Source organism: Rhabdothermincola sediminis (assembly GCF_014805525.1).
In the GTDB taxonomy this organism is placed as follows: domain Bacteria; phylum Actinomycetota; class Acidimicrobiia; order Acidimicrobiales; family Acidimicrobilacustridaceae; genus Rhabdothermincola; species Rhabdothermincola sediminis.
This window is the reverse complement of sequence record NZ_JACFSZ010000010.1, coordinates 53,690-79,779: the sequence shown is the minus strand read 5'-3', so window position 1 is coordinate 79,779 and position 26,090 is coordinate 53,690. Positions and strand designations below refer to the sequence as shown.

29 protein-coding genes and 2 pseudogenes are annotated in these 26,090 nt (G+C 71.1%); 26 read left to right on the top strand and 5 right to left on the bottom strand.

Going from position 1 to position 26,090, the window contains the following annotated elements; all coding sequences use genetic code 11:
* Positions 1–86 precede the first annotated feature (86 nt).
* Positions 87–827 carry an anti-sigma factor gene (locus tag HZF19_RS09795; RefSeq protein ID WP_208028589.1) on the bottom strand — a complete coding sequence of 247 codons (741 nt, stop codon included), beginning with the start codon at positions 825–827 and terminating at the stop codon, positions 87–89.
* On the bottom strand, positions 824–1,396 hold the full coding sequence (locus HZF19_RS09790; protein ID WP_208028588.1) for a sigma-70 family RNA polymerase sigma factor: 573 nt from the start codon (positions 1,394–1,396) through the stop codon (positions 824–826). Before HZF19_RS09790 ends, HZF19_RS09795 begins: the two co-directional genes overlap by 4 nt.
* A 72-nt stretch (positions 1,397–1,468) precedes the next feature.
* On the opposite strand from HZF19_RS09790, the gene HZF19_RS09785 reads away from it, so the two are divergent.
* From HZF19_RS09785 to lepB, 11 genes and pseudogenes are all read left to right on the top strand, one after another.
* Entirely contained in the window at positions 1,469–2,314 is an 846-nt protein-coding gene (locus HZF19_RS09785; RefSeq protein WP_208028587.1) for a hypothetical protein, read from the top strand.
* A 120-nt stretch (positions 2,315–2,434) separates the two neighbouring features.
* Positions 2,435–2,836, top strand: coding sequence for a cupredoxin domain-containing protein (locus tag HZF19_RS16860; protein ID WP_208028586.1), 402 nt, complete (start codon positions 2,435–2,437; stop codon positions 2,834–2,836).
* 20 nt (positions 2,837–2,856) lie between these two features.
* Positions 2,857–4,128, top strand: a complete 1,272-nt coding sequence (locus tag HZF19_RS09775; protein ID WP_208028585.1) for a hypothetical protein — start codon at positions 2,857–2,859, stop codon at positions 4,126–4,128.
* Between the two features lie 383 nt (positions 4,129–4,511).
* Positions 4,512–5,117: an integrase core domain-containing protein gene (locus tag HZF19_RS09770; RefSeq protein ID WP_208028584.1), complete on the top strand. Its 606-nt coding sequence runs from the start codon at positions 4,512–4,514 to the stop codon at positions 5,115–5,117.
* Positions 5,118–5,175: 58 nt separating this feature from the next.
* Positions 5,176–6,271: pseudogene (locus tag HZF19_RS17430) on the top strand (phosphoketolase family protein); the annotation flags it as partial.
* 86 nt (positions 6,272–6,357) lie between these two features.
* A pseudogene (locus HZF19_RS17425) lies at positions 6,358–6,504 on the top strand (acetate kinase); the annotation flags it as partial.
* Positions 6,505–6,572: 68 nt separating this feature from the next.
* Entirely contained in the window at positions 6,573–7,376 is an 804-nt protein-coding gene (locus HZF19_RS09750) for an acetate/propionate family kinase (protein ID WP_372443452.1), read from the top strand.
* Positions 7,377–7,440: 64 nt separating this feature from the next.
* Positions 7,441–8,799: a Pup--protein ligase gene (gene pafA, locus HZF19_RS09745; RefSeq protein ID WP_208028581.1), complete on the top strand. Its 1,359-nt coding sequence runs from the start codon at positions 7,441–7,443 to the stop codon at positions 8,797–8,799.
* A 51-nt stretch (positions 8,800–8,850) separates the two neighbouring features.
* Positions 8,851–9,780, top strand: a complete 930-nt coding sequence (locus tag HZF19_RS09740) for a helix-turn-helix transcriptional regulator (RefSeq protein ID WP_208028580.1) — start codon at positions 8,851–8,853, stop codon at positions 9,778–9,780.
* Positions 9,777–10,727: a helix-turn-helix transcriptional regulator gene (locus HZF19_RS09735; protein WP_208028579.1), complete on the top strand. Its 951-nt coding sequence runs from the start codon at positions 9,777–9,779 to the stop codon at positions 10,725–10,727. The genes HZF19_RS09740 and HZF19_RS09735 overlap by 4 nt, the downstream gene beginning before the upstream one ends.
* A gap of 70 nt (positions 10,728–10,797) precedes the next feature.
* Complete coding sequence (gene lepB / locus HZF19_RS09730) at positions 10,798–11,448, top strand: signal peptidase I (RefSeq protein WP_208028578.1); 651 nt, start codon at positions 10,798–10,800, stop codon at positions 11,446–11,448.
* A 2-nt stretch (positions 11,449–11,450) separates the two neighbouring features.
* Here the strand turns inward: lepB and HZF19_RS09725 are convergent, their stop codons facing one another.
* A complete protein-coding gene (locus HZF19_RS09725) occupies positions 11,451–12,164 on the bottom strand; it encodes a glycerophosphodiester phosphodiesterase (protein ID WP_208028577.1) in 714 nt (237 codons plus the stop codon).
* A gap of 153 nt (positions 12,165–12,317) precedes the next feature.
* On the opposite strand from HZF19_RS09725, the gene HZF19_RS09720 reads away from it, so the two are divergent.
* The 12 genes from HZF19_RS09720 (at position 12,318) to HZF19_RS09665 (ending at position 22,344) form a co-directional block, all read left to right on the top strand.
* Entirely contained in the window at positions 12,318–12,653 is a 336-nt protein-coding gene (locus HZF19_RS09720; protein WP_208028576.1) for a hypothetical protein, read from the top strand.
* 51 nt (positions 12,654–12,704) lie between these two features.
* A complete protein-coding gene (locus HZF19_RS09715) occupies positions 12,705–12,929 on the top strand; it encodes a hypothetical protein (protein WP_208028575.1) in 225 nt (74 codons plus the stop codon).
* A 9-nt stretch (positions 12,930–12,938) separates the two neighbouring features.
* On the top strand, positions 12,939–13,238 hold the full coding sequence (locus HZF19_RS09710) for a twin-arginine translocase TatA/TatE family subunit (RefSeq protein ID WP_208028574.1): 300 nt from the start codon (positions 12,939–12,941) through the stop codon (positions 13,236–13,238).
* A gap of 15 nt (positions 13,239–13,253) precedes the next feature.
* Positions 13,254–14,036, top strand: coding sequence for a twin-arginine translocase subunit TatC (tatC, locus tag HZF19_RS09705; RefSeq protein ID WP_208028573.1), 783 nt, complete (start codon positions 13,254–13,256; stop codon positions 14,034–14,036).
* 10 nt (positions 14,037–14,046) lie between these two features.
* Positions 14,047–16,686 carry a DEAD/DEAH box helicase gene (locus tag HZF19_RS09700; protein WP_208028572.1) on the top strand — a complete coding sequence of 880 codons (2,640 nt, stop codon included), beginning with the start codon at positions 14,047–14,049 and terminating at the stop codon, positions 16,684–16,686.
* Complete coding sequence (locus HZF19_RS16350; RefSeq protein WP_208028571.1) at positions 16,683–17,294, top strand: diacylglycerol kinase family protein; 612 nt, start codon at positions 16,683–16,685, stop codon at positions 17,292–17,294. Before HZF19_RS09700 ends, HZF19_RS16350 begins: the two co-directional genes overlap by 4 nt.
* A 37-nt stretch (positions 17,295–17,331) precedes the next feature.
* On the top strand, positions 17,332–18,552 hold the full coding sequence (locus HZF19_RS09690) for a M20 family metallopeptidase (RefSeq protein ID WP_208028570.1): 1,221 nt from the start codon (positions 17,332–17,334) through the stop codon (positions 18,550–18,552).
* A gap of 53 nt (positions 18,553–18,605) precedes the next feature.
* Positions 18,606–20,213 (top strand): FAD-dependent thymidylate synthase, encoded by a 1,608-nt coding sequence (locus tag HZF19_RS09685; RefSeq protein ID WP_208028569.1) that lies wholly within the window; start codon positions 18,606–18,608, stop codon positions 20,211–20,213.
* Between the two features lie 116 nt (positions 20,214–20,329).
* On the top strand, positions 20,330–20,845 hold the full coding sequence (locus HZF19_RS09680; protein WP_208028568.1) for a DUF4193 family protein: 516 nt from the start codon (positions 20,330–20,332) through the stop codon (positions 20,843–20,845).
* A gap of 35 nt (positions 20,846–20,880) precedes the next feature.
* Entirely contained in the window at positions 20,881–21,447 is a 567-nt protein-coding gene (locus tag HZF19_RS09675) for a hypothetical protein (protein WP_208028567.1), read from the top strand.
* A gap of 8 nt (positions 21,448–21,455) precedes the next feature.
* Positions 21,456–21,935: a GNAT family N-acetyltransferase gene (locus HZF19_RS09670; RefSeq protein WP_208028566.1), complete on the top strand. Its 480-nt coding sequence runs from the start codon at positions 21,456–21,458 to the stop codon at positions 21,933–21,935.
* A gap of 4 nt (positions 21,936–21,939) precedes the next feature.
* Positions 21,940–22,344: an NUDIX hydrolase gene (locus HZF19_RS09665; protein ID WP_208028565.1), complete on the top strand. Its 405-nt coding sequence runs from the start codon at positions 21,940–21,942 to the stop codon at positions 22,342–22,344.
* Between the two features lie 9 nt (positions 22,345–22,353).
* On the opposite strand, the gene HZF19_RS09660 is transcribed toward HZF19_RS09665, so the two are convergent.
* On the bottom strand, positions 22,354–23,115 hold the full coding sequence (locus HZF19_RS09660; RefSeq protein ID WP_208028564.1) for a crotonase/enoyl-CoA hydratase family protein: 762 nt from the start codon (positions 23,113–23,115) through the stop codon (positions 22,354–22,356).
* A gap of 149 nt (positions 23,116–23,264) precedes the next feature.
* Between HZF19_RS09660 and HZF19_RS09655 the strand changes: the two genes are divergently transcribed.
* Together HZF19_RS09655 and HZF19_RS09650 are read left to right on the top strand one after the other, a co-directional pair.
* Complete coding sequence (locus HZF19_RS09655) at positions 23,265–23,468, top strand: hypothetical protein (protein WP_208028563.1); 204 nt, start codon at positions 23,265–23,267, stop codon at positions 23,466–23,468.
* A gap of 7 nt (positions 23,469–23,475) precedes the next feature.
* Positions 23,476–24,021: an HAD family hydrolase gene (locus HZF19_RS09650; protein WP_208028562.1), complete on the top strand. Its 546-nt coding sequence runs from the start codon at positions 23,476–23,478 to the stop codon at positions 24,019–24,021.
* Positions 24,022–24,032: 11 nt separating this feature from the next.
* Here HZF19_RS09650 and HZF19_RS09645 read toward each other — a convergent pair whose 3' ends face one another.
* Positions 24,033–25,232, bottom strand: a complete 1,200-nt coding sequence (locus tag HZF19_RS09645; RefSeq protein ID WP_208028561.1) for a hypothetical protein — start codon at positions 25,230–25,232, stop codon at positions 24,033–24,035.
* Positions 25,233–25,295: 63 nt separating this feature from the next.
* On the opposite strand from HZF19_RS09645, the gene HZF19_RS09640 reads away from it, so the two are divergent.
* Complete coding sequence (locus HZF19_RS09640; RefSeq protein ID WP_372443451.1) at positions 25,296–26,000, top strand: histidine phosphatase family protein; 705 nt, start codon at positions 25,296–25,298, stop codon at positions 25,998–26,000.
* Positions 26,001–26,090 lie beyond the last annotated feature (90 nt).

Sequence of the window (26,090 nt, the reverse complement as noted above, 5' to 3'; positions counted from 1 at the left end):
GTCTTGGAGTCTCCCACCGGAGCCCGTGGCTGGCGACGACACCGGGCGTGGACTTCGGCATCGCGCTGGAGCGGTCCGGGTGCTGGTCATGCCTCGAGGAGCCCGGTGAGAAGAACGGGCAGGGTGGGCTGCTCGGCGCCGCCGACTGGCTCGATCGAGATGGCGAGCGCGGTGGTGGCGTTGCTGGCGTGGAAGCGTGCCATGGCCGGTTCGGCGCCGAGCACACCGGCGGAGCGAGGGGCGCCGTCGACCATGGCCCACAGCTGGTACACCCGGCCCCCGCTGAGATCGGGAAGGCGGTCGGCGAGCACGTAGCCGGTCCCGTCTCGCAGCAGGACGGCGCGCACATGTACCTGGCCGTCCCCGGATCGGAGCGTGGCGAGGCGTGCACCGGGATCGTTGAAGGCAGCCAGCACCTCGACGGCGACCTCCTGGCTGTGGAGCGCGGCCTGCAGCTGGTCGTGGCGCTGCTGCTGGACGACGAACGAGCCGGCCCCGAGGACGACCGCGACCGCGGCCGCGGCTGCCAGCCACCACGGGGTGGCCCGAGAGGGGCGCCGCTCGGCGCGGGCGAACTGGGCGAGGTCGATCGGGGGTGGAACCTCCTCCATGCCGGCGGTGACCCGGTCCCAGAGCTCGGGCGGCGGTTCGAGCCGGTCCTCGACCAGCAGCGCCGCCGTCTCCCGATGCGCAGCGACCTCGGCCCGGCAGCGGGGGCAGCCGCGAAGATGGTTCTCCAGGGTGAGCGCCTCGTCGGCGTCGACGGCGTCGAGCGCGTAGGCGCCGAGCAGCTCCTCGATCTCGTGGTGGCCCAGCCGAGGGTTCATGGCCGCACCAGTCCCGTGGTCAGCAGCTCTCGCCGGAGCTTGGTCAACGCAGAGCGCATCCGCCCCTTGACCGTGCCGGCCGGCGTCCGGAGCATCGTGGCCACTTCTGCATAGGTGTGACCACCGAAGTATGCGAGCTGGACGATCTCGCGCTCGTCGTCGGACAGCACCGCCAGGGCCGCCCTGACCTGTTCGGCGACGACGAGGTCCGCCACCTCGTGCTCGAGGTCGTAGGCGCCGGTGGCGGTCCGTCGTGCATCGCGCTCTTCCCGGGCGCGGCGGGCGGTGTCGGACCGCAGCCGGTCGATGGCCCGGCCGTGGGTCTGGGCGAGCAGGTACGAGCGCAGCGAGCCACGAGCCGGCTCGAAGCGCTCCGGCTGGTTCCAGAGCCGGAGGAACACCTCCTGCACGACTTCCTCGGCTTCCTCGCGGCTGGCGAGGAGCCGGCGGGCCAGCGCGAGCACGCTGCCGGCGTGGCGCCGGTACACCTCGGCGAGCGCGTCCTGCCGCCAGCGGCCCACCCCGACGATGAGCGCCGCGTCGCTGGCGTGCACGAGGTCGTGATCCACGCTCGTCATTCGGAGCCGCCGACGCATCCGGATGTGGTGATCCGGGACGGCGCGCGGCTCCGTAGGGCAGGTGTGCGCTTCGACCTCGAGACATTCAAGGAACGTTCCGAACGGGTCACGATCGACGATCTCGATCTCGGCTCGTTCCGGCGCCAGCCGCTGTCGGCGCCGGCGCTGCGCTGCATCCGATACATGCACGACGTGGAGCACCACACCGTCTGCTACCTGCGCGACCTGCTCGTCGGCCCGGCACACGCAGACCCCCACGTCACGGAGTTCCTCACGATCTGGAGCTACGAGGAGCTCTGGCACGGCGAGGCGCTCGGCAAGGTCCTCGCCGCCCACGGCGAGCCCGCCGGGCCCGCACGGACCTCGGTCACGCGGGCCCGGGACCGGGGGCTTCGCCCGTGGTCGCTCGCCGTGTCACTGCTCGGGCGGGGCCGGCTGGGCGAGGACGTCACGGCGCTGCACCTGACGTGGGGTGCGGTCAACGAGTGGACGACCCAGGCCGGGTACGCCCGCCTCATCGCCCGGGAGCCGCACCCGGTGCTGGTCGTGCTGCTCCGCCGGCTCATGCGCCAGGAAGGCAGGCACATCGACTTCTACGCCAGCGAAGCCGCCGCCCGACTCGAGCGGAGCGGCCGGGCTCGCCGCCTCGCGCGCTTCGCCCTGTCCCAGCTCTGGCAGCCGGTGGGGACGAGCGTCATGCCCGCCGAGGAGTCCGCGTTCGTGGCCCGATGGCTGTTCGACGGGCCCGAGGGACTGGCCGCCGCGCAGCGCATCGACCGGCGCATCGACCGCCTCCCCGGACTCCAAGGCCTCGGCCTGGTCCAGCGGGCCCGCGACCGCCACCACGCTGCGGAGCCCACGGCACCCACCCCGGTCCGGCCTCGGTCTCCGCGGGGAGCGTCGACGTAGACGCTCATTGCACTCGCTCCCCTGCGGCAGAGGGGCCGGTTGCGGCCGCGCAACCGGCCCCTCGCCGCGTTTTCCCCGAGCCTGGTGATCCGCGGCGGCGGGTCGCTCCGTAGAGAGGACGTGACCACCCATAGAACACGTCGCCGACGGTCGTGGCACTACGCCGCCATCGCCGTCGCCCTCGCAGCCGGCCTGGCCGCCTGTGGCGGTGATGACGACGGCGAGGCCGCAGGAGCGCAGGAGGTGGTCATGGAGCTGGTGGCGTTCAAGCCCGCACAGCTCGAGGTGCCGGCGGGCACCACCGTCACCTGGCAGCAGCGTGACCGCGGCGACCACACCGTCACCTCGGGCACCGTCGAGCAGGCCGCCGGAGGCGTCACCCAGCAGCCCGACGGCCTGTTCGACTCCGGCCCGGTTGCCACCGGCGACACGTTCTCCCACACCTTCGACGAGCCGGGCACCTACCCGTACTTCTGCGCCCTGCACCCAGCGACCATGCGCGGCGAGATCCGCGTCACCTGACCCCCCACAAGGAGAAGTCCATGACACGCAAGACCCTCGTAAAGCTCATCGCCCCACTGGCTGCGTTGTCCCTCGTGGCGGCAGCCTGCGGCGACGACGACGACAGCGCGGCGGGCACCGACCGGAACGGCACCGAGACGCCGGTAAGTGCCGAAGGGGCCAGCACCGAGACCGGCGCCGCAACGCTCCGGGCCGGGCTCACCGACCTGCTCACCGAGCACGTGTACCTCGCCGCGCTCACCAGCGGCGCCGCCCTCCGCGGCGACGACGCCGCCTTCGAGGCCTTCGCCACCGCCCTCAACGGGCCCACCGACAGCAACAGCGCCGACCTCGTCGCTGCCGTGACCTCCGCCTACGGCGACGACGTCGGCGCCGCGTTCGACGGGCTGTGGCGCTCCGAGGACCACATCCCCGCCTTAGTCGCCTACACCCAGGCGGCCGCCGCCGACGACCAGGCCGGCAAGGACGCCGCCGTGCAGCGGCTCACCTCCTACGCCCGCACCTTCGGCGAGACGATGAACAGCGTCAACGAGAACCTCCCCGCTGACGTCGTCGAGGGCGCCATCACCTCCCATGCCACCACCCTGCTGGCGGTGATCGACGCCCAGGCGGCAGGCGACCAGCCCGCCGTCTACCAGTTGCTGCGCGAGGCGTACCACCACATGAACGGGACGGCCGCCGCGCTCGCCGGCGCCACTGCAGCCCAGTTCCCCGACCAGTTCGACGGCGAAGCCGACGCTCCCGGCGCCGAGCTGCGCGCCGGGCTGCACTCCCTGCTCCGGGAGCACGTCTGGCTCGCCGCAAGCGCAACCGGCGGCGCCCTCGGCGGCCGCGACGCGCAGTTCGAAGCCGCCGCCACCGCCCTGAACGGCCCGACCAACAGCAACAGCGCCGACATCGTCGACGCCATCCGCGGCGTCTACGGCGACGACGTCGGCACCGCCTTCGACGGCCTGTGGCGCTCCGAGGACCACATCCCCGCCTTCGTCGCCTACACCCAGGCCGTCGCCGCCGACGACGAAGCCGGCAAGCAGGCTGCCATCGACCGCCTCACGTCCTACGCCCGGACCTTCGGGGAGACGTTGAACTCGGTCAACCCGAACCTGCCGGCCGACGCCGTGGAGGCAGCCATCACCGAGCACGCCACCACCCTCATCGCCGTCATCGACGCCCAGAAGGCCGGCGACCCCGGCGACGTGGCCAGACTGCTGCGAAAGGCCGTCCACCACATGTCCGGCACCGCCGCCGTGCTTGCCTCGGCGACAGCCCAACAGTTCCCGGACCGGTTCTAGCCCGACCGTAGCGATCCAGCACATGTCCCGACAGGAGGCCGGTGCCCCCGCCAACGGCGGGCGCCGGCCTCCGGCGTGTCCAGCACAGCATTGCCGGCGCCGGCGCCCGCTCGAGGCGAGCGGAGCACGCGCCGGCCCGGCGAGCAACGCAGCAGACAGCCGGCACGACCGCCAGCCCCACCCGGCGGCGGCCCCAGCGGCCTGGTGGGGGTTGTGGGGCCTCGACCAGGCAGCACAGGCCCCATCAGCGCCGCAGCGGTGGCCACGACAAGTCCCTGAACACCGATCCAGGAGGAACTCATGAACCGCAACCGCACCGCCATCGCCGCCGTCGCCGTGGGCATCCCCCCGTTCCGTGGAGGCATCACCTATGAGGAGATGCCATGCCCGAGACGAGAAGGAAGTTCGATCCGGAGTTCCGCGCGGGCGCAGTGCGGATCGGTTGTGAGACCGGCAAGTCCATCGCCGAGGTCGCCCGCGAGCTGGGGATCGACGAGGGCACGCTGGGCAACTGGGTGAACAAGGATCGCGTGGAGCGGGGCGAGGCTGAGGGTCTCACCGCCAACGAGCGCGAGGAGCTGGTCCGGCTGCGGCGCCGCAGCGAGCACCCCGACGCCGAGCTGGCCAAGGCCGCGATCCAGACCGCAGTGACGATCCGCGGCGGCGCGGTGGCCGGGGTCATCTTCCACTCCGACCGAGGCTCGACCTACACCGCCGATGCGTTCACCCAGGCGTGCGCGCATCACAAGATCCGCCAGTCCATGGGCCGAGTCGGCTCGGCGCTCGACAACGCCGCCGCCGAATCATTCTTCTCCACCCTCGAACACGAGCTGCTGTGCCGAGTCACGTTCCGAACCAAGGAAGAAGCCCGACGACGAGTCGCCGCCTGGATCGACAACTACAACCGCCGCCGGCGACACAGCCGCTGCGAGATGAAGTCCCCCATCGACTACGAAACGGTCGCTACCGTGAGCGACCGAGCTGCATAACGGAACCCTCCACGATCAGGGGAGAGGCCCAGCCCACGACTTCTCGTGAACTATTGGGGCTAATCGGCTCGACGCGGTCTTCGAGGTCGAGGACCGCTGCTGGATGGAGCCGATCGAGAGCACCGACGATCACCTCTCACCCGAGGGTCGAGTGATGGAAGTGCTCAGCGAACACCTCTGCGAGGGCTGGCTGGAGGGCTACCTGCTCACCGGCCGCCACGGTCTGTTCGCCACCTACGAGGCGTTCGCCATGGTGTCAGCGTCGATGGTCGTGCAGCATGCCAAGTGGCTCGACCACGCGAGCACCCTCGGCTGGCGGCGGCCGGTGGCGTCGCTCAACCTCCTGTTGACGTCCACGTGCTGGCGCAACGACCACAACGGCTTCAGCCACCAGGGCCCCGGCCTGATCGACACCGTGATGTCGAAGAAGCCGTCGGTCTCGCGCATCTCCCTGCCGCCGGACGCCAACTGCCTGCTGTCGGTGGCCGACCACTGCCTCCGCTCGCGCGGCTACGTGAACCTCATCGTCATTCGACAAGAAGCCCCAGCTCCAGTACCTCGACATCGATGCGGCCCGGGAGCACTGCTCGCGAGGGGCGGGGATGTGGGCCTGGGCGAGCACCTTCGGTGGTGAGGACCCCGACATCGTCCTGGCCTGCGCGGGAGACATCGTCACGATGGAGACGCTGGCCGCTGCCGAGCTGCTGCGGCGCTTTGTGCCCGACCTGCGGGTCCGGGTGGTGAACGTCGTCGACCTGATGACGCTCCGTCCGGCCAACGACCATCCCCACGGCATGGACCTCCTCCAGTTCAACGACCTGTTCACCCCCGACCAACACGTGATCTTCGCCTTCCACGGCTACGCACGAGGGGTGCACGAACTGATCCACGGTCAAGGCGACACCGACCGGTTCCACGTCCGCGGCTACCGGGAAGAGGGCACCACCACCACGCCGTTCGACATGGTGGTGCTGAACCACGTCAGCCGGTACCAGCTCGTCCAGCAGGCCCTCCGGCGGTCGCGGCGGCGCCCTGCGGGCTCCGACGAGCTCCTCGAGCACTGCCGGGTGATGCTCGCCCGGCATGCGATCTACGTCACCGAGCACCTCGGGGACATGCCGGAGGGACGGGACTGGACCTGGACCGGCGGGTGATCGCCGGGTGAACCTCCTGGTCGTCAACCTCGGCTAACCTCGGCTCGAGCAGCCTGAAGCTCCGGTTGCTCGACCACTTGGACAGGGTGGTGGCGGATGCCCACCTCCCGGTGCCGGTGGATCACGGCGCCGTCGAGAGGTTCCTCCGAGGGTCGGTCGAGCCGGCGGCCATCGCCCATCGGGTCGTGCACGGCGGGGAGCGCTTCCGTGGCCCGACCGTGGTCGACGACGACGTGCTGCGGGCCCTCGACGAGCTCTCGGCGCTGGCGCCGCTGCACAACCCCCCCCAGCGGTCGAGCTCATCCGCCACCTGGCGACACTCCGGCCAGGCGCACCGGCCGTCGCCTGCTTCGGCACCGCGTTCCACGCCTCGATGTCCTCGGCGGCGGCTACCTACGCCATCCCCGCGTCGTGGCGAGAGCAGTTCGGCATCCGCCGCTACGGCTTCCACGGCCTGAGCCACGCCCACGCGGCCCGGCGGGTGGCAGAGCTGCTCGGCAGGCCGCCGGAGCAGGTCGGGGTGATCACCTGCCACCTGGGGGCCGGCGCGTCACTGGCGGCGATCGAGGGTGGACGATCCGTCGACACCACCATGGGTCTCACACCGCTCGAAGGACTGGTGATGGCCACCCGCTCCGGCGACGTCGATCCTGCGGCGGTGCTGCGGATGCAGCAGCGGGCGGGGCTCTCCGCCGACGAGGTCGACGACGCTCTCAACCACCGCAGTGGGCTGCTGGCTCTGGCCGGCACACCGGATCTCGGGGTGATCCTCACCCGTGCCCGCTCCGGTGACCGCCAGGCCGTGTCGGCGGTCGACGTCTACGTCCACCGCCTGGTGAAGGGCATCGCGGCCATGCGTGCCTCCCTGACCCGGTTCGACGCGTTGGTGTTCACCGGGGGGGGGGTGGGGGAGAACGCGGCCGGGATCCGTGCGGCGGCCTGCGCGCGGCTCGGCTTCCTCGGCCTCCCGGAGGTACTCGACGAGGCTGAAGCCGACACCGTGGTGAGCCCGGAGGACTCGACCGTCGCGGTGGCGGTGCTCGCGGCCCGGGAGGACCTCGAGATGGCACGCCAGGCCCGGGCCGTGCTCACGAGACGGGGCTGAACCGTCGGAGCGCTGCACGCTGGTGGTCCCCGGGATCCTCCCGGTGGCCGGTACCGTGAGGGCGATGGAGCGGCGCATCTTCGGGCTCGAGAACGAGTACGGCGTCACCTGCACGCTGCGCGGGCAACGACGGCTGAGCCCCGACGAGGTGGCCCGCTACCTCTTCCGGCGGGTGGTGTCGTGGGGCCGGTCGAGCAACGTGTTCCTCGCCAACGGTGCCCGCCTGTACCTCGATGTTGGCTCCCATCCCGAGTACGCCACCCCCGAGTGCGATTCGATCTACGACCTGGTGGTGCACGACAAGGCGGGGGAGCGGATCCTCGAGCAGCTGCTGGCGAGCGCCGAGCAGCGGCTGCGCGAGGAGGGGATCCGGGGAGTGATCTACCTCTTCAAGAACAACACCGACTCTGCCGGCAACAGCTACGGCTGCCACGAGAACTACCTGACCAGCCGGCGTGACGACTTCAGCCACTACGCTGAGGTGCTCATCCCGTTCCTCGTGAGCCGGCAGATCTACGCCGGGGCGGGCAAAGTCCTCCAGACCGCTCGGGGGGCGATGTTCTGCATCAGCCAGCGGGCCGAGCACATCTGGGAGGGCGTGTCGAGCGCGACCACCCGCTCCCGGCCAATCATCAACACCCGCGACGAGCCGCACGCGGATGCCGAGCGGTACCGGCGGCTCCATGTCATCGTGGGCGACTCGAACATGAGTGAGTACGCCACGTTCCTCAAGGTGGGAGCGTGCTCCATCATGCTGCGGATGCTGGAGGAACCGTCGATCGTCCTGCGGGATATGACCCTCGAGAACCCCATCCGCGCCATCCGTGAGATCAGCCACGACATCACCTGCCGTCGCCGGGTCCGTCTCGCGAACGGGCGGGAGGCGAGCGCCCTCGACATCCAGGGTGAGTACCTGGCGCGCGCCCTGAAGTTCGCCGAGCGTCGCGACCTCAGCGCGTGGGAGCTCAAGGCCCTCGGCATGTGGGAGCACTGCCTCACACAACTCGAGAAGGACCCGCTCGGTCTCGACCGCGAGGTCGACTGGGTCATCAAGCACAAGCTCGTCGAGTCCTATCGCGACAAGCACGACCTGCCGCTCAACCACCCGCGCGTGGCGCTGCTCGACCTCCAGTACCACGACGTCAACCGGGAACGGGGGCTGTTCTACAAGATGCAACAGCGCGACCTGGTCGATCGGATCTGTACCGACGAGGAGATCAACACCGCGGTGGAGACCCCACCGCAGACCACCCGCGCCCGCCTGCGGGGCGAGTTCATCCGCCGAGCGAAGGAGCGCAAACGGGACTACACCGTCGACTGGGTCCACCTGAAGCTCAACGACCAGGCCCAGCGGACGGTGCTCTGCAAGGACCCGTTCAAGGCCCGTGACGAGCGGGTCGAGAAGCTGATCGCCTCGCTCTGAGCCCGAGCGGCTTCCCGAGGTCTCGGAGTGGTCTCGGTAGGATCGCCCGCGATGAACAAGGTCGAGCGGCTCCTGAACCTGACAGCGACCTTGCTGCACACCACTCGACCGCTCAGTGCCGAGGAGTTGCGCGAGCGTGTGCCGGGCTACCCGGAGGGCGACGACGCGTTCCACCGGGCGTTCGAGCGGGACAAGGAGGCACTCCGAGACATGGGGATGCCCATCTCGGTCGAGCCCATCCCGTTCCGTGATCCGCCCGCCGACGGGTACCGCATCCACCCCGGCGAGTACCGCCTACCGGACCCCGGGTTGGACCCCGACGAGCTGGCGGCACTCAACCTGGCGCTGTCCGCCGTGCGGATCGAAGGGGTGGAGGGCGTCGAGGCTCTCTGGAAACTCGGGGGGCAGGTCGGCGAAGGCGGCGAGCAGCTGGCGGAGGTGCCGAGTGAGCCGGCGCTCGTCCCACTGTTCGGCGCGGTGGTCGAGTGCCGGCCGGTCACGTTCACCTACCGCAGCGGTGAGCAGGAGCGGGAGCGCACGATCGACCCCCACCGCCTCGACTTCCAGCTCGGACGCTGGTACGTGGTGGGTCGCGACCACGGTCACGACGAGGAGCGCCGGTTCCGGCTCGACCGCATCGTCGGCACGGTGGTCGCCGGTGCGCCGGGATCGTTCGAGCGCGTTGCCGTCCCCGACGACGAGCTCGGCCGCCCCTGGGAGTACGGGGACGCAGATCCGGTCGACGTCGAACTGCTCGTCGACGCGGAGCAGGCCGGATGGGCCCGCCGGTACCTCGGTGCGGAGGTGGCGGCCGACCAGCGGCCGGACGGCAGCGCCGTCTTCAGGGTTCCGGTGCGCAACTGGCCGGCGTTCCGATCCTTCGCGCTCACCTTCCTCGATCACGCCACCGTTCTCGGGCCGCCGGAGTGTCGAGCCGAGATGATCCGCTGGCTCGAACAGCTCGCAGGGTGCCGGCGGTGAGCCGGATCTCGGCCACCTCGCGGCTTCGCCGGCTCCTCGCGCTCATCCCCTGGGTCGTCGCGCAACCGGGCGGCGCGCCCGTCGAGCAGGTCTGCCAGCGCTTCAGCCTGACGAGAGCGGAGCTCACGAAGGAGCTCGACATGCTGTGGATGGTGGGCGTGTACCCCTTCACCCCCCACGAGCTCATCGACTGGGAGATCGACGCGGACGATCGCCTCCACATCTACCTGGCTGACTGGTTCAAGCGACCCCTCCGTCTCACCCCGGACCAGGCACTCGCGCTGGTGGTGACCGGGCGGAGCCTCGAGTCGGTCCCCGGCGCCGATCCCGGTGGAGCCCTGGCCCGCGGGGTGGCGAAGATCGCCGAGGTCCTCGGTGTCGATCCGTCAGCGGTCGACATCGATCTCGGCGACGCCGAGGAGACCACGATGGATCTCCTCCGGGAGGGGATCGCCCACCAACGCCGGGTCGAGCTCCGCTACTACTCCTACGGGCGGGACGAGCACCAGCGGCGGGTGGTGGAGCCGTGGCGGCTGTTCGCCCGCGGTGGGGAGTGGTACCTGGAGGCGTACTGCCACCGCTCGGAGGCCCGCCGGACCTTCCGCGTCGATCGCATCGACGGTGCACGGCTGCTCCCCGAGCCGGTGGAGCAGCCCCCGCCAGGCGAGCTGGCACCGTCGTTCCGCCCCGACCCGGACGCACCCCGGGTCACGATCGAACTCGCTCCGGCGGCTCGTTGGGTCATCGACGAGTACCCCACCGAGGGGGTCACCGAACTCGAGCGTGGCCGGGTCCGGGTGACCCTGGCGGTCACCGCCCGGGCGTGGTTCGAGCGGCTGGTGCTGCGCCTGGGCCCCGACGCGACGGTGGTGAGCGCGCCCGCCGATCTCGCCACCGCCGGGGCCGACGCGGCGACGCGCGTGCTGGCACGCTACGTGACCACCTGAGCGCGCGCTGGGTCGCCCGCACGTCGGGTAGCCTCGGCCCACCTCCCATCACTCGTACCCGAGAACGCCGGTGACGAACACAGACAGCCCCGAGCCGGCGCCACCCTCGCCGGACCAGACGCCGAACTTCGAGTTCCCCACCCAGGATGTGCTCGTGACCGAGCGACGCCCGTCGAGTGCCCGCTCGTTCATCGAGTGGGTGGTCGTCATCGTCGGCGCGGTGGCTCTCGCGCTGGTCATCAAGACCTTCCTGTTCCAAGCGTTCTACATCCCGTCCGAGTCGATGGTGCCCACCTTGGAGATCGGCGACCGGGTGCTGGTCAACAAGCTGAGCTACCGGCTCCACGACGTCCATCGCGGCGACATCGTGGTCTTCGAGCGACCGCCGCTCGATCAGACCGGCGAGGACATCGAGGACCTCATCAAGCGCGTGATCGGCTTGCCCGGCGACCGGATCGTCATCCGCGACGGTCACGTCTACATCAACGGCCAGCTGCTCTCCGAGCCCTACCTGCCGAGCGGCACGAAGACCGAGAACGGCCCCACCGACAAGTGCACCGAGGACAAGCCCTGCGTCGTTCCCGAGGGCTCGCTGTGGGTCATGGGTGACAACCGCAGCTCGTCGCGCGACAGCCGCTGGTTCGGCCCGATCCCGGAGCGCGACGTGCTCGGCCGTGCGTTCTTCCGCATCTGGCCGTTGAACCGCTTCGGATCCCTCTGACCTCAAGCAGCGCGCGCCAGCGCCGCCACCATGCGGTCGACGTGATCGCTGTAGACGGCGTCGATCCCAGCGTCGAGCATCTCGCCCAGCACCCGCTCCTGCTGGCAGTCCCAGGCGAAGGCATGGATCCCGAAGCGGTGGAACAACGTCACGGAACCGCCGGTCCAGTCGGTGTGGTGCAGGTTCACGGCGTCGATGGTCGCGGCCCTCAACGCCGCGGCCCGGCGCTCAGGCCCGTCCTTCATGTGGCGCATGCGGGTCGAGTCCACCAGCTTCACGGCGGGGGACAGCTCCCGCCAGCTCGCCACCACGGTCCAGTCGTGATGACACAGCCACAGCCGCTCCTCGGCGTCTCGGCTCACCGATCGGGCGATGGCCAGCACCTGGGGCACCGCAGCCGGATCCATCACGTCGAGGGAGAGCTCGAAGCCGTCGCCGCACTCCTCGTAGAGCTCCCGCAGCGTCGGGATGTGGCTCGGCAGGTCGTGGCGGGCCACGTCCCGGATGCGGGTACGCCGCAGCCGACCCACCACGCCGTCGTGGTCGAGCACCGGGTGGCCGTCGGCGGTGATCCACACGTCGCTCTCGAGGCCCGCCGCGCCCAGACGGAGCGCGAGCCGGAACGCCTCGAGCGTGTTGTCCGGCGCGTGCGCGCGAGCTCCACGGTGGGCGAAGCCGATCGGGGTTCGGCCCAGCGATGGGAGCCTGGTCGGCACGGGGCCATCCTCGCCTGGTGGTCGGCCCCACGCCAGCCACCCACCCTGGGTGGTGACCGCCTGAAATGGGCCGAACGGCCCACCCTCGCGGACTCAAGCCCCGGAGAACGACTGCCGATGCCTCGGGTGAGCGTGAGAGGAGGGGCTTCGGAGATGGCAACGATTCGGGCCAGTTGCAGCGAGTGCGGCGACGTCGAGTTGACGACGGGCGACGTGCACGTTCGGGTGTGCACCGCCGACAATCAGGGCACCTACCTGTTCCGCTGCCCTGTGTGCGCCATGACGGTCGTCAAGCCGGCCGAGGCTCGGACCATCGATCTGCTCGTCGCCTCGGGGGTCTCCTACGAGACCTGGGAGCCACCGCTGGAGTTGGCCGAGCCTCGCGGCACGGGCCAGCCCATCACCCACGACGACCTCATCGACTTCCACCACCTCCTCCAGGACGACGATCGCCTGTGGCAGGCACTCGGGGCGCTCGACGAGCGTTGATCGTCCCGGGGCCGCGGTACTCGGAGACGAGCAGGACCCTAGGCTGGCGCCGTGGCTCTGTGGTGGCTCCTGCCTGCGGCGGCCCTGGCCCTGACCGCGGTGGTGGCGTTGCGTCTGGCACATGCCATCGACCGTGAGGTCCGGCAGCTGGAGCGGAGCCTGCTCACCTTGCGCCAGGCATCGGCACGTGGGCGCCAGATCGCCCGGGCGGCACAGCAGGGTCGCCGGCGGGCCGACCACGTGGACGACTCCCTTCGCCGGATCACCGCCCGGTAGACTTGTGGCATGTTCAACGTCGGAGGTGGCGAGGTACTCGTCATCCTCCTGCTCGCCCTGATCGTGCTCGGGCCGGACAAGCTCCCCGAGTACACGCGTAAGGCGGCGCGGGTCATGGGTGAGCTGCGGCGGATCTCGCACGGCTTCCAGCAGGAGATGCGCCAGGCGATGGAGCTGGAAGACGACCCGGTGATCAGACCTGCGGGCAGGGCGACCGGTCCCCGTCTGGTCGAGCCTCCCTCGCCGAGGGTGGAGCCTGGGGCTTCCGGTGCCGGAGAGTCGCCCACGAGCGACTCGAGCGCCGCGTAGCGGGGAGCTTCGATCATGAGCGCCGTGCCGCGCGAGGTGGCTGACGAGAGCGGCCGGATGACGATCTGGGAGCACCTGGCGGAGCTCCGGTCGCGTCTCATCAAGTCGATCCTCGCGGTGGCGGTGGGCGGGGTGATGGGGTGGATCCTCTACCCGACGGTGCTCTCGCTGCTGCTCGGCCCCTACCGACAGATCAAGCCGGACGCCCAGCTGTTCGTCACCGACCCGATCGAGCTGTTCACCGTCCGGCTGCAGGTGTCGGCCTACATCGGCATCGCCTTCGCCATGCCGGTGATCCTGTGGCAGCTCTGGCGCTTCGTCACCCCCGCGCTGTACCCCCACGAGAAGCGGTACGCGATCCCCTTCGTGGCCAGCTCCTTGCTGCTCTTCGCCTTCGGCGCCGCCCTCGCGTACTGGTCGCTCACCCCCGCGCTCGAGTTCCTGCTCGGCCTCGGCGGCGACAACGTCGGCGAGATCTTCACCCAGGAGAAGTACCTCACCCTGACCACCTACATGATGCTCGCCTTCGGTGCCGGGTTCGAAGCGCCCGTGCTGCTGGTGGCCCTCCAGATGATCGGCGTGCTCAAGCCCGGCCAGCTCCTGCGGTTCTGGCGGATGGCGATCGTGATCATCGCCATCGTCGCCGCGGTGATCACCCCGAGCGGCGATCCGATCACCATGATGGCTCTCGTCACCCCCATGGTCCTGCTGTACTTCGGCTCGATCGGGATCGGTGCCCTGTTCCACTGGCGGAAGGGACGGAAGCAGAGCCAGGTGGCCGGCGCGGCCGCGCCGTAGCCTCGATCCGATGCCCGAGCGCGGCTACGACTTCGACCTCGACCGATTCCAGATCGAGGCCATGACGGCGCTGGAGCGGGGCGAGTCGGTCCTCGTCGCCGCACCGACCGGCTCCGGCAAGACCGTCGTTGCCGAACACGCGGTGGAGCTGGCTCTACGGTCCGGCAGGAAGGCCTTCTACACCACCCCGATCAAGGCGCTGTCGAACCAGAAGTTCCACGACCTGGTCCGGCGCCACGGGGCCGGGCAGGTCGGGCTGCTCACCGGCGACAACACGATCAACGGGGACGCGCCGATCGTGGTCATGACCACCGAGGTGCTCCGCAACATGATCTACGCCCGCTCGGGTGCCTTGGTCGGTCTGCGCTTCGTCGTGCTCGACGAGGTGCACTACCTGCAGGACGCGTACCGTGGCCCGGTGTGGGAGGAGGTGATCGTCCACCTGCCCCCCGAGGTCCGGCTCGTCTGCCTGTCGGCCACGGTGTCCAACGCTGAGGAACTCACGAGTTGGATCACGACCGTGCGGGGTCCGACCGCGACGGTGATCGAAGAGCGCCGGCCGGTCGCGCTCGAGAACCTCTTCGCGGTCGAGGATCGGCTGCGCGACGAGCTGGTGGTCATCCCCACCCTGACCGGCGGCAAGCCGAACCGGCAGGGCAGCCGCTACGACGTCGATCCCCGCCAAGCCTGGCGATCTCGCAACCGCCGGCGCTACGCCACCCCGACCCGCTCCGAGCTGGTGGCGTTCCTGGATGAGCATGACCTCCTCCCGGCCATCTACTTCATCTTCAGCCGAGCCGCCTGCGACGACGCCGTCACGGCCTGCCTGCGCTCGGGGCATCGGCTCACCGACGGCGACGAGCGGGCCCGCATCCGGCATCTCGCCGAGCGCCACGTCGCCTCCCTGAGCGACGCGGACCTGGAGGTGCTGGACCACCGGCGCTGGCTGGCCGGGCTCGAGGCAGGGTTCGCGGCTCACCACGCCGGCATGGTCCCGCCGTTCAAGGAGGCGGTCGAGGCCTGCTTCGTGGAAGGTCTGGTGAAGGTCGTGTTCGCCACCGAGACGCTTTCGCTCGGCATCAACATGCCGGCGCGCTCGGTCGTGATCGAGAAGCTGACCAAGTTCACCGGCGAGCGCCACGAGTTCCTCACGCCTGCCCAGTACACGCAGCTCACCGGGAGGGCGGGGCGACGGGGCATCGACGATCACGGCACGGCCATCGCGCTGTGGTCGCCGTTCGTCCCGTTCGCCGACGTCGCTGCGCTGGCCGCGAGTCGCAGCTTCCGGCTGAGCTCGGCGTTCCGCCCCACCTACAACATGGCGGCCAACCTCGTGCGCCGCTACCCGGCCGATCGGGCGCACCGGTTGCTGAACCTCTCCTTCGCCCAGTTCCAAGCCGACCGGGCCGTGGTCCGGCTGGAGACGAGGCTGGCGGCGCGCAAGGCCCACCTCGACGAGCTGCGCGCCGCAGCGACCTGCGAGCTGGGCGACGTGGGGGAGTACCGCGCCCTGGTCGATGCCGAGCGCTCGGCAGGCCGGGCCCGGGGCTCGGTCGGTGAGGCCGAGGTCCGTGAGGCCCTCAGCCGCCTCAAGCCCGGCGACGTGATCTGGTTGCACGGCGGCAAGTCCGCCGGGAAGGCCGCGGTCCTGTCGGTCTCCCACCGCAAGGCCGGTGCGGTGCGGCTGCGGGTCATCACCCCGCAGCGCCGGGTGCTCAACCTCGGCGCAGCCGACTTTCGTCATCCTCCGGCCCGGATCGGCGAGGTCCCGCTGCCGCAGCCCTTCGCCCCCCAGAGCGCCAGCTTCCAGCGGGCGGTGATCCAGGCCCTCCAGCAGGTCGCGGTCAGCCGGCCACCGGCTCCGACGGAAACCGGTGCCGCCGGTGGGGTCATCGCGACAACCACCAGCGCGGAGCATCCGGTCGGGCACTGCCCGGAGCGCGATCGCCACCTGCGCGCCGCCCGGCAGCTGGCTCGAGCCGAGCGGGAGGTCGATGACCTCGAACGCCAGATCCGCAGCCACACCGAATCCCTCGCCCGGCAGTTCGATCGGGTCTGCCAGCTCCTCGAGGCCTGGGGGTACCTCGAGGGCTGGTCCCTCACTCGGCGGGGCGAGCGCCTGGTGCGCATCTTCCACGAGTCGGACCTGCTGGTGGCCGAGAGCCTGGAAGCCGGCCTGCTCGACGGGCTCGATCCCGCCTCCCTGGCGGGTGTGGTCTCCTGCTTCACCTACGAGCACCGTGCCGGCGGGCCGCCGCTCGAGCCGTGGTTCCCCAGCGCCACGGTCCGGCACCGGGTCGAGCAGATCGGCCAGATCACCGCCGAGCTCAACGCGGACGAGCGGCGGCTCGGGCTGAGCCAGACCCGCGGTCCCGACCCGGGGTTCCTGGCGCTCGCCCACGCGTGGGCCGCAGGCGAGGGACTCGACGATGTGCTGGCCGAGGAGGGGATCGCCGCTGGCGACTTCGTGCGCAACGTGAAGCAGCTCCTCGACCTGCTGCGGCAGATCGGGGAGGCCGCCTCCGAACCGCAGACCGCGGTCGCAGCACGGCTGGCCTCGGACGCGCTGTTCCGGGGGGTGGTCGCCGCCTCCTCCGCCATCGAGTCCCCCGAGACCGCCGATCAGGTGCCGACGGAGCCGGTGGGGTGACGGTCGAGCGGGGCGTCACCTGGGGGAGGGCCGAGCCGCTGCCCCCCCACGGGGTGGTCGTCCACTCCGACGCCGAAGCCCGAGCGGTGGTGGAGGCTCATCGCCGCCGCGACGAACCGGTGCCGCCGCTCGGCCTGCTCGGTGGTGACCTGTGCCGGACGCTCGGCGGCACCGGCGACGCCGCCCGGCTGAGGTCCAGCGAGGCCATGTCGTTCCCGGTCGATCTCGGCGCCGCGCTGGTGGACGGGAGGCTGCACTGGTTCGTCGCCCATCTGGTCGCTCGCCGGTCGTGGTGGCTCGGGCGGATCGTGGTCGCCATGAACGCCGAATGGCTCGGCGACTGGGACCTCGGGCCCCGCGCCCACCCGAACGACGGGCTGCTGGACATCTCCGATGCGGACCTCTCGCTCGGTGACCGCCTGAAAGCCCGCCGCCGCGTTCGCACCGGCGCCCACCTCCCGCATCCCGGCATCCGGACCCTTCGGGCACCGGCATGGAGTGATGAGCTGTCACCACCGCTGGACGTGTGGCTGGACGGGCAGAAGGTGGGGCGGGCCGCGCGGGTCGCGGTCCGGGTCGAGCCCGACGCGTTGATCGTCGTCGTGTGACCGGGCGTCAGGCGGGCGAGCGCTAGCCTTCGGTTCCATGCCCCCGACCGACCTCGACGCGGTCAAGGATCGTCTCTGCCAAGAGGTCGACGAGCGGGCCGACCTCCTCGTCGACGTCGCCCGGCAGATCCACGCGAACCCTGAGCTCGCCTTCCGTGAGCGCTTCGCCCATGACCTGCTCACCGGCATCCTGGCCGCCGAGGGTCTCGACACCGAGTGCCACGCCTACGGGCTGGACACGGCGTTCGCTGCCCGAGCCGGCTCGGCTGGCCCCACGGTCGCGGTGCTGTGCGAGTACGACGCGCTGCCCGGCATCGGCCACGCATGCGGGCACAACGTCATCGCCGCCGCCGGCCTCGGTGCCGGCCTGGCCGTCGCGGCGATGGCGGGAGAGCTGGGCGGGCGGGTGGCGGTCCTCGGGACCCCAGCCGAGGAGGGGGGAGGGGGCAAGGTCCGCATGGCCCGTCGCGGGGCGCTCGACGGGGTCGACGCGGCGATGATGGTGCATCCCGCCGGCGCCGATCTGCGGCGGATGGACGTCATCGCCATCCAGCAGCTCTGGGTGGAGTACCACGGTGAAGCCGCCCACGCGGCGGCGTTCCCCCACAAGGGGCGCAACGCCCTGGACGCGGCCGTGCTCGGCTACATGAACGTAGCGGCGTTGCGCCAGCACATCAGGCCCGAGGAGCGGGTCCACGGGATCTTCACCGAGGCCGGCGACAAGCCCAACATCGTTCCGGCTCACACCGCCGCACAGTGGTACGTACGCGCCGCCACGATGAAGCGACTCCACGCGCTGGCCGAGCGGGTCCACGCGTGCCTCCAGGCCGGTGCCGACGCCGCCGGGTGCCGGATGGAGGCCGAGTGGAAGGACCCGCCCTACGCCGACATGGTGGACAACGAGCCCCTGCTGGATCTCTACGCGGCCAACGCCGAGCGGCTGGGCCGGCACCTGCGCGACCCCGACGAGTTCGACCTCCGGGTGGTGGGTAGCACCGACATGGGCAACGTCAGCCATCTGGTGCCGAGCATTCACCCCATGATCGCCGTGGCACCGCCCCACGTGGGGATCCACACCCCGGAGTTCGCGGAGTACACGGCGAGCGAAGGGGCGGACCGGGCGGTGCTCGACGCCGCCAAGGCCATGGCCATGACCGTGGCCGACCTGTGGCTGCTCCCCGAGGCCCTCCAGGCGGTGCGGGACGCCTTCGCCGAGGCGGGTGGCGGGGTCGATCCGGCCTCCGGGCCGGGCCGCTGAGCTGCTCCCGGGGGTGCGCGGGGGCCAGCTGCCATGCCCTACGCTGCCCGACCGTGACTGTCTACGTCGCCGAGGAGTTCACCCCTGAGGAGGCGGACATCCTCCGGCGGTACTTCACGAACCTCGACGGTCCGGTCTTCGCCTTGGTCAACCTGCCGGAGGTGGTGAAGGGGGCGCTCTTCGCCCGTTACTCGCGCTCACCGAAGAGCTTGCGCCGGCTCTTCCTCGACGAGTTCGTCAACGAGCTCGACATCAGCGGCGATGCGAGCATCGATGCCACCGTCGGGCTGCGACGGGCCGAAGAGCTGTACGACCGGGTGTTCTTCGAGTACGGCGACGACTCGGTGGCCCAGCTCGGCGGCGTCCACCTGGCCTGCGAGCAGGCCTCCAACCTGCTCACCAAGGTGCTCGAGTGGGGCCGGCTGATGTCCTACCTCGAGCAGTCCACCCGCTACATCGCCTACGACGTTCGCATCGGCGGTCGCTACCGCTTCTACCGGCCCCCCGAGATCCTGATGTCCTCGCTGGGCACCCGGTACGTGGGCGACATGGACCGGCTCTTCGACACCTACGCAGAGTTGGTGCCGCAGCTCCAGGACTTCTTCCGTGAGCAGTTCCCCAAGCAGGACGGCGACTCCGACTTCATCTACCGGCAGGCGGTCCGGGCCAAAGCCTTCGATGCCCTGCGCGGCATCCTGCCAGCCGCGTCGCTGTCGAACGTGGGGATCTACGGCACCGGGCAGGCCTACGAGATGTTGCTGCTGCGCATGCGAGCCCACGCGCTGCCGGAGGCCCGGGACTACGCCGATCTCATGCTGACCGAACTGCGCAAGGTCATCCCGTCGTTCCTCAAGCGTGTCGACCTCGACGACCGGGGGGTGGCGTGGAGCCGCTACCTGGAGACCACCAGGAACCGGATGGAGGAGCTCGCGCAGCGGCTCTTCCCCGCCGAGGTCGCACCGGAGCACGTGCCCGCGGTGCAGCTCGTCGACCACGACCCCGATGCCGAGGTCAAGCTGGTCACCGCCATGCTCTCGCCCTACACCCGCCTGCCGGAACGGCAGATCGAGCGCCGGGTACGGGAGATGTCCGTGGAGGAGCGGGTGGCGGTCATCCGCACCTACACCGGTCATCGCGGGAATCGTCGCCACAAGCCGGGCAGGGCCTTCGAGCGGCCGAGCTACCGCTTCGAGATCCTCGCCGACTACGGCGCGTTCCGGGACCTGCAGCGTCACCGGATGCTCACCATCGAGTGGCAACAGCTCACCCCCCGTCACGGATACGCCCGGCCGCAGGCCGTCGACCTCGCCGGAGCGGCCGACGCCTTCGATGCGGCCATGGCCCGCAGTGCCGCCCTCTACGACGCCTTGGCGGAGCGGTTCCCGGCCGAGGCGTCCTACGCGGTCTCGCTCGCCTACAACGTCCGGTTCACCATGCAGATCAACGCCCGGGAGGCGATGCACCTGATCGAGTTGCGTTCCACCCCGCAGGGCCACCCCGCCTACCGCCTGGTGGCCCAGGAGATGCATCGCCTGCTCGCTGAGGAGGCGGGCCACCGGGCGATCGCGGAGGCCATGTCCTTCGTCGACCACGCAGCGGAGCCGGAACTGGAGCGACTGGACGCGGAGCGTCGGGCCGAGGCTCGCCGCAACCGTGCCTGAGCCGCCCGGGCCCGCCGCGGGGAATGACCTGCTCGTGAGGGGCGCAGCTCCCGCTCGTAGGACGTATAGTCCGCCCCGCGTGTGGACAGAATCAGCCCCCGACGACGAAGGAAGCCATGGCTGACGACGACCTGATCGACGGCGACCTGGACGACCTCGACGACACCATGGACGTCGAGGACCTCGACGCGGAGGATCTCGACGAGAGCGTCCTCGCGGACGAGGAGCTCGAAGAGGAAGAGCTCGTCCTCGACGATGAGGACACCGACGTCGCCGTCGTCGAAGAGCCCCCCAGAGCCCGCAAGAAGCGCGACGAGGAAGAGGACGACGAGGAGGAGCTCGACCCGGACGATGTCGAAGCCGACCTCGACACCATCCTCAAGGACCGGATCGCCGCCAGCGAGGACGAAGACGAGGACGAGGACCTCGAAGAGCAAGAGCCGCGGGCCACGGGCGAGTCCGTTGACGGGGTCCAACCCAAGAAGGCGAACGAGTTCACCTGCACCGGTTGCTTCCTGCTGGTCCACCCGGGCCAGTTCGGCCCTCCCGATCACCTTGAGTGCCCCGTCGGCGAGAGCGTGTGCCCGGCCATCGAGGTCCTCGAGCGGCAGTACGCGAAGGCTCGCAAGTAGGCCGGGGTGGCCGCCCTGAGCCATCATCGGAACCCGTGAGCGACCGCGAGCACGCCAGATCACCCGTCGAGACCGCGCTGGAGTACTGCGTCTACGCGCCTCTCGGCTTCGGCCTGGAGGCTCGATCCTTGCTTCCCCGGTTCGTCGATCGCGGCCGCAACCAGATCGTGCTGGCGCGGGTGATCGGCAAGTACGCGATCCGCAAGGGGAGTGAGGCGGCGGAGGGTCTGCTGGGCCCGGCCGGTGCTCCCGCCATGAGCTTGCTCCGCGGCCTCGGCCTGCTCCCGCCGGAGCCCTCGCCGCCACCACCGGACAGCGCCACCACCGTGCCGGCCGCCCCGGCTGGACCGAACGGTGAGCGCCGAGCAGCGGGGGAGCCGACCGGGCCGACCGGTGCCCCAGCTCCGGCTGGCCGGCCGCAGCCACCGTTTCCCGCCGAGACGCTCGCCATCCCCGACTACGACAGCCTCTCCGCCTCGCAGGTCGTTCCGCGCCTCGAGGGTCTCACCGCCGAGGAGCTGGAAGCGGTCCGCACCTACGAGTCAGCGACCCGGGGCCGGCAGACGATCTTGAACAAGATCGCCCAGCTGCAGTCCGGCTAGGAGGAGGGTTGGAGGAGGCCCGGCCGGCGGACGCCACCGACATCGGGACCATCGCGGCCCTGGTGCGGCAGGCGGTCGCCGAGCTGCGACCCCAGCGGGGTGGGGACCTGTGGGCCTCCCGGGTGGCCCGTGCGGAGCCGGTGGACGACCAGCTGGCTGCCGCGCTGGCCGATGCCGACCACGAGGTGCTCGTGGGGATGATCGACGGGACGACCGTCGGCTATGCGGTGGCCCACACCGAGCGGCTGCGCGACGGGCGCCTCCTCGGCGTGGTCGACGACGTGTACGTCGAGCCCGACGCGCGGGGGGTCGGCGTGGGGGAGGCCCTCATGGACCGACTCCTCGAATGGGCCACCGAACGAGGTTGCTCGGGCTTGGATGCCATGGTCCTGCCGGGAAACCGGGCGGCGAAGAACTTCTTCGAGCGCTTCGGTCTGACGGCCCGGGCCATCGTCGTGCACCGCTCGCTCGCCCCCGAGGATGGTTGAACGAGTGGATGGCCCGGTCCTGTGTGTGGGCGCAGTGGCGGTGCTCGACGGCTCGGTGCTGCTCGTGCGCCGGGGGCACGGCCCCGCTGCGGGGGAATGGTCGGTGCCGGGTGGTCGGGTCGAGCGAGGCGAGCTGCTGGCCGAGGCGGTGGTCCGCGAGGTCCGCGAGGAGACCGGCCTCGAGTGCGTCTGCGGCTCGCTGGTCGGCTGGGTGGAGCGCATCGACGACGACCACCACTTCGTCATCGCGGACTTCGAGGTGACCGTTCTCGACGATCGGGCACCGGTTGCCGGCGACGACGCCGCCGAGGCAGCCTGGGTCCCGCTGGAACGGATCCTCGAGCTGAACCTGGTGGACGGTCTGGCGGAGTTCCTGCACGAGCACGGTGTGCTCGATGCGTTCACCTGACGGGTCCGGTCAGCGACCCTTCCACTCGGGCTCGCGCTTTTCGAGGAACGCCTTCGGCCCCTCCCAGAAGTCTTCGGTGCTGGCGAGGTTGACCATCGCCGCGCCCGACTCGCGGAACGCCGTCTCGTCGTCCGCGCCCGCCAGCTCCAGCATGAGCCGCCGGGTCTCCCGCACGGCGAGCGGAGCGTTCTTGGTGATCCGCTCCGCGAGCCCCATCGCGGCGTCGAGGGCGCCACCCGGCTCGCACAGCTCGTTCACCAGACCGAAGTGGGCGGCCCGCTCGGCGCTGATCGGATCACCGGTGAGGCCCAGCTCCAGCGCGATGTTGCGGGGGAGGAGGCGGGGGAGCCGGAACAGCCCGCCTGCGGCCGCCACCAGCGAGCGCTTCACCTCCGGGATGCCGAAGCTCGCCGCGGTCGACGCCACGACGAGGTCACAGGCCAGGACGATCTCGGTCCCGCCGGCCAGGGCGGGACCATCGACCGCAGCGATGATCGGCTTGGTACGCGCCCGGGCGACGATGCCGGCGAAGCCTCCTCGCTCGGTCTGCAGCTCCCCGGCCCGGCCCTCGTTGATCGCCTTCAGATCCGCACCGGCGCAGAACACGCTGCCCGAACCCTGCAGCACGCCCACCCACACCTCAGGATCCTCTTCGAGTCGGTCGATCGCCGCTTCCATGCCCCGGGCGACGTCGCCGTTGACCGCGTTCTTCTTGTCGGGCCGATTGATCGTCAACACCCCGACCCGTCCACGCACCTCGTAGTCCACCATGGGCGAGCACCCTAGGCGGTGGCGGCCGAGCGGTTCGAACCGGTGAGGGGCAGGTCGCCCACGAGGCCACCTCGGCCACTGCCGGCCGGTCGCTTGCGCCGGGGTTCCGACCTCCGGCGGGCACGGTTGGCTAGCCTGTCGGCAGACCCATGGACGACGACGACGGATCCAGCGGGCGCCTACGGTGCCCGTTCTGCGGCGACTACGAGGTTGAGCGGCTGTACCTCGGCTCACTCCGGCTCGACACGTGCGTGTGCCGCTCCTGCGGGGCACAGTGGGACGAGGAGTTCGGCAGCGGCGAGTACCGGGGTAGGGCGAGCCGCTCCTCCGTGCTGGCGCCGCGCGAGACGTGACCTTCCGGTGAGCCGGGTCCCCATCTTCGACCTGGACGGCACGCTCCTCGACTCCGACGCCGCCCTCATGGCGCCGTTTCTTGCGCTCGGTGTGCCGGCGGGGGAGGTCACGTTCGGCCACGTCCTGGCCGACGAGTGTGCGCGGCTGGGGATCGCGGTCGAGGCGTACCTCGAGCGCTACGACGTCGCTGCCGCGGCGCCGTTCCCCGGGGTGGAGGAGATGCTGGTCTCGCTCGACCGCTGGGCCGTGTGTTCGAACAAGCACCCTCGACCCGGGCGAGCGGAGCTGCGCCGCCTGGGGTGGTCGCCGGATGTCGCGCTCTTCGCCGATGCGTTCGACGGCCCGAAGCGCCTCACCCCGGTCCTGGTCGCCCTGGGGGTCACGGCCGGAGATGTCGTGTTCGTCGGCGACACCTCGCACGACCGGGCCCTGGCCCGCGAGCTCGGCGTGCCGTTCGGGCTGGCGGGTTGGAACCCCCGAGCGGTGCCCGAGGCTGGTGACGTGGTACTCGCCAGCCCGGCCGAGGTGCCGATCTTCGCTGCTGGTTGCTGAGCGGCGCTGGGTCAGGGCCTGGGGTGCTCGCCCGGCGGTGGGGCCGGCGGGCGGGCGGGCTTCGCTCGCGGCGGGACGGTGGAGGGCTCGACCCCGAACTGGGCCGCGATCTGGGGGAGGCGCCCGGCCAGCCGGTTGACCGCGCCGAGCAACTCCTCGCTGGGCTTGGCAGGCAGGCTCTGCGCCGTGACCTGCGTACGCACCGGCGCGTACGCCAGGGCGTCGAGGATCGTGGCGAAGCGGTCCTGGCCGGTCTCCGCCGTCAAGGCGCCCGACGCGGCGTACGCGAGCCGCTCGGCGAGATCCGGCGGCAGGAGGGCCCCGGCCTTGGGTGGGCGGGAGCTGAGACGCAGCGCCCGCACGACGCGCCCGTCGCGGAGGAGTTCGTCGAGCTCCGCGAGCCACGCGGCCTGCTCGGCCTCGACCCGCTCGCTCAGCGCCGCTCGGAGCTGCTCGGCGAGCGCGCGGGCCTCGTCGTCGCGGGCCGCCTGCTCCGCAGCGACGACCACCGAGCGCAGGTCTCGGAGGTCGACCTCTCCTGCCGCGGCGAGCGCGGCTTCGGCCCGGTCGCGCCATTCAGCGGCCCGCAACCGGGGGAGCAACGACTCCGCGATCGCCACCAGGGGCTCGGCGTTGATCTCCGGCTTCCCTTCGGCCCGGTTGAGCTCGTTCTGCTTGTCGACCGCTTGGCGCACGGCGGGGATGCCACCGCGCAACACCTGCTCGGCGATGGGCTTGTGCTCGTCGGGCAGCGACGCCAGCACGGCCTGACGATGGGCGCGCTTGGGTCGCAGCCTGGGGGCCTTCGGCCGGGGCTCGGGGGCGGGCCGCTCGGGGCGGGGCCGGCGTTCCCGCCGCTCGGCACCACGCTCGTGGTCGCGACCCGGCCGGGGACCGCGCTCGCGCTCGCTCCGAGGTCCCTTGCGGGCCAGCCGGGTGGTCACGAGCGCCTCGTCACGGCGGGGGGGACCGATGAGCTCGATGCGTTCGGGCTCCTTGCGGCTCTTCTCCTTGGGCGGCAGCACGGCCGTGACGGTGATGCCGTCGACATAGAACTCGGCGTCGGCGCGCACCACGTCGCCCACCTTGGCGCCGGGGTACAGCAGGGAGCCGTCCAGCTCGCCCTTCGGCTGCTTCGCGCCAGCCGCGCGCCAGGTCCAGGTCCCGTCGTCGCGGGAGCTGGTGAGCTCGACCTCGATGCGGCGTGGCATAGGCCTGACACGGTACCGGCCCGCCGCGCGGCCGGGCGAATGGCCTAGCCTGCCCAGCCCGTGATCACGCGCCAGACCCGACCGGTCGAACACCGTCAGTTCCGCTTCCGTCCGCCGCCCGGGTCGACCGAGGTGCTGCTGGTCCGCCACGGCGAGTCGGCACCCGCCCGTGAGGGCCAGCCTTTCCCACTCGTGGGAGGCCACGGCGACCCGCCGCTGTCTCCAGAGGGCCGCTGGCAGGCCGAGCAGCTCGGCATGCGGCTCGCGGGCGAGCGGGTCGACGCGATCTACGTGACCACGCTGCGCCGAACGGTCGAGACCGCGCAGCCCCTCGCCGAGCGTCTCGGGGTCAGGCCGCTGGTGGAGCCCGACCTGCGCGAGGTCTACCTCGGCGAGTGGGAGGGAGGCATGCTCCGGTTCATGGCAGCCAGGCGTGATCCCCGATTCGTCGCCGCCATGGACGCCGAGGAGTGGGGTCTCATTCCCGGTGCGGAGACCAACGACCAGCTCCGGGCCCGCGTGATGCCCGCGCTCGATCGCATCGCCCGCGCCCACCCGGACGGTCGGGTGGTGGTCGTGGCCCACGGCGGCGTGATCGGTTGCGCGCTGGCTTCGGCCACCGGCAGCCGCCCGTTCGCCTTCGCGGGCAGCGACAACGGCTCGATCAGCCACCTGGTGGCCGTGGGCGACCGCTGGGTGCTGCGCCGCTTCAACGACACCGGCCACCTCGCCGGCGAGCTCTCGGTGGCCGGCGAGCCTCCGACCTGACCGCCGTGCACGAACCGTTCGGGGGCCACCAGCCCTCGCTCGTCGCCGGTGCCAGACCCCGCCCCTCCGGCACCTTGCGGTTCCGGCAGG

What these genes read in the sequence shown, in the direction of transcription:
- HZF19_RS09655 (WP_208028563.1), top strand. Translation starts at nt 23,265, where the DNA reads ATGGACGACGACGACGGATCCAGCGGGCGCCTACGGTGCCCGTTCTGC.
- HZF19_RS09690 (WP_208028570.1), top strand. Translation starts at nt 17,332, where the DNA reads ATGCCCCCGACCGACCTCGACGCGGTCAAGGATCGTCTCTGCCAAGAG.
- HZF19_RS09775 (WP_208028585.1), top strand. Translation starts at nt 2,857, where the DNA reads ATGACACGCAAGACCCTCGTAAAGCTCATCGCCCCACTGGCTGCGTTG.
- HZF19_RS09795 (WP_208028589.1), bottom strand. Translation starts at nt 827, where the DNA reads ATGAACCCTCGGCTGGGCCACCACGAGATCGAGGAGCTGCTCGGCGCC.
- HZF19_RS09710 (WP_208028574.1), top strand. Translation starts at nt 12,939, where the DNA reads ATGTTCAACGTCGGAGGTGGCGAGGTACTCGTCATCCTCCTGCTCGCC.
- HZF19_RS09645 (WP_208028561.1), bottom strand. Translation starts at nt 25,232, where the DNA reads ATGCCACGCCGCATCGAGGTCGAGCTCACCAGCTCCCGCGACGACGGG.
- tatC (WP_208028573.1), top strand. Translation starts at nt 13,254, where the DNA reads ATGAGCGCCGTGCCGCGCGAGGTGGCTGACGAGAGCGGCCGGATGACG.
- pafA (WP_208028581.1), top strand. Translation starts at nt 7,441, where the DNA reads ATGGAGCGGCGCATCTTCGGGCTCGAGAACGAGTACGGCGTCACCTGC.
- HZF19_RS09680 (WP_208028568.1), top strand. Translation starts at nt 20,330, where the DNA reads ATGGCTGACGACGACCTGATCGACGGCGACCTGGACGACCTCGACGAC.
- HZF19_RS09700 (WP_208028572.1), top strand. Translation starts at nt 14,047, where the DNA reads ATGCCCGAGCGCGGCTACGACTTCGACCTCGACCGATTCCAGATCGAG.
- HZF19_RS09770 (WP_208028584.1), top strand. Translation starts at nt 4,512, where the DNA reads ATGCCCGAGACGAGAAGGAAGTTCGATCCGGAGTTCCGCGCGGGCGCA.
- HZF19_RS09720 (WP_208028576.1), top strand. Translation starts at nt 12,318, where the DNA reads ATGGCAACGATTCGGGCCAGTTGCAGCGAGTGCGGCGACGTCGAGTTG.
- HZF19_RS09660 (WP_208028564.1), bottom strand. Translation starts at nt 23,115, where the DNA reads ATGGTGGACTACGAGGTGCGTGGACGGGTCGGGGTGTTGACGATCAAT.
- HZF19_RS09740 (WP_208028580.1), top strand. Translation starts at nt 8,851, where the DNA reads ATGAACAAGGTCGAGCGGCTCCTGAACCTGACAGCGACCTTGCTGCAC.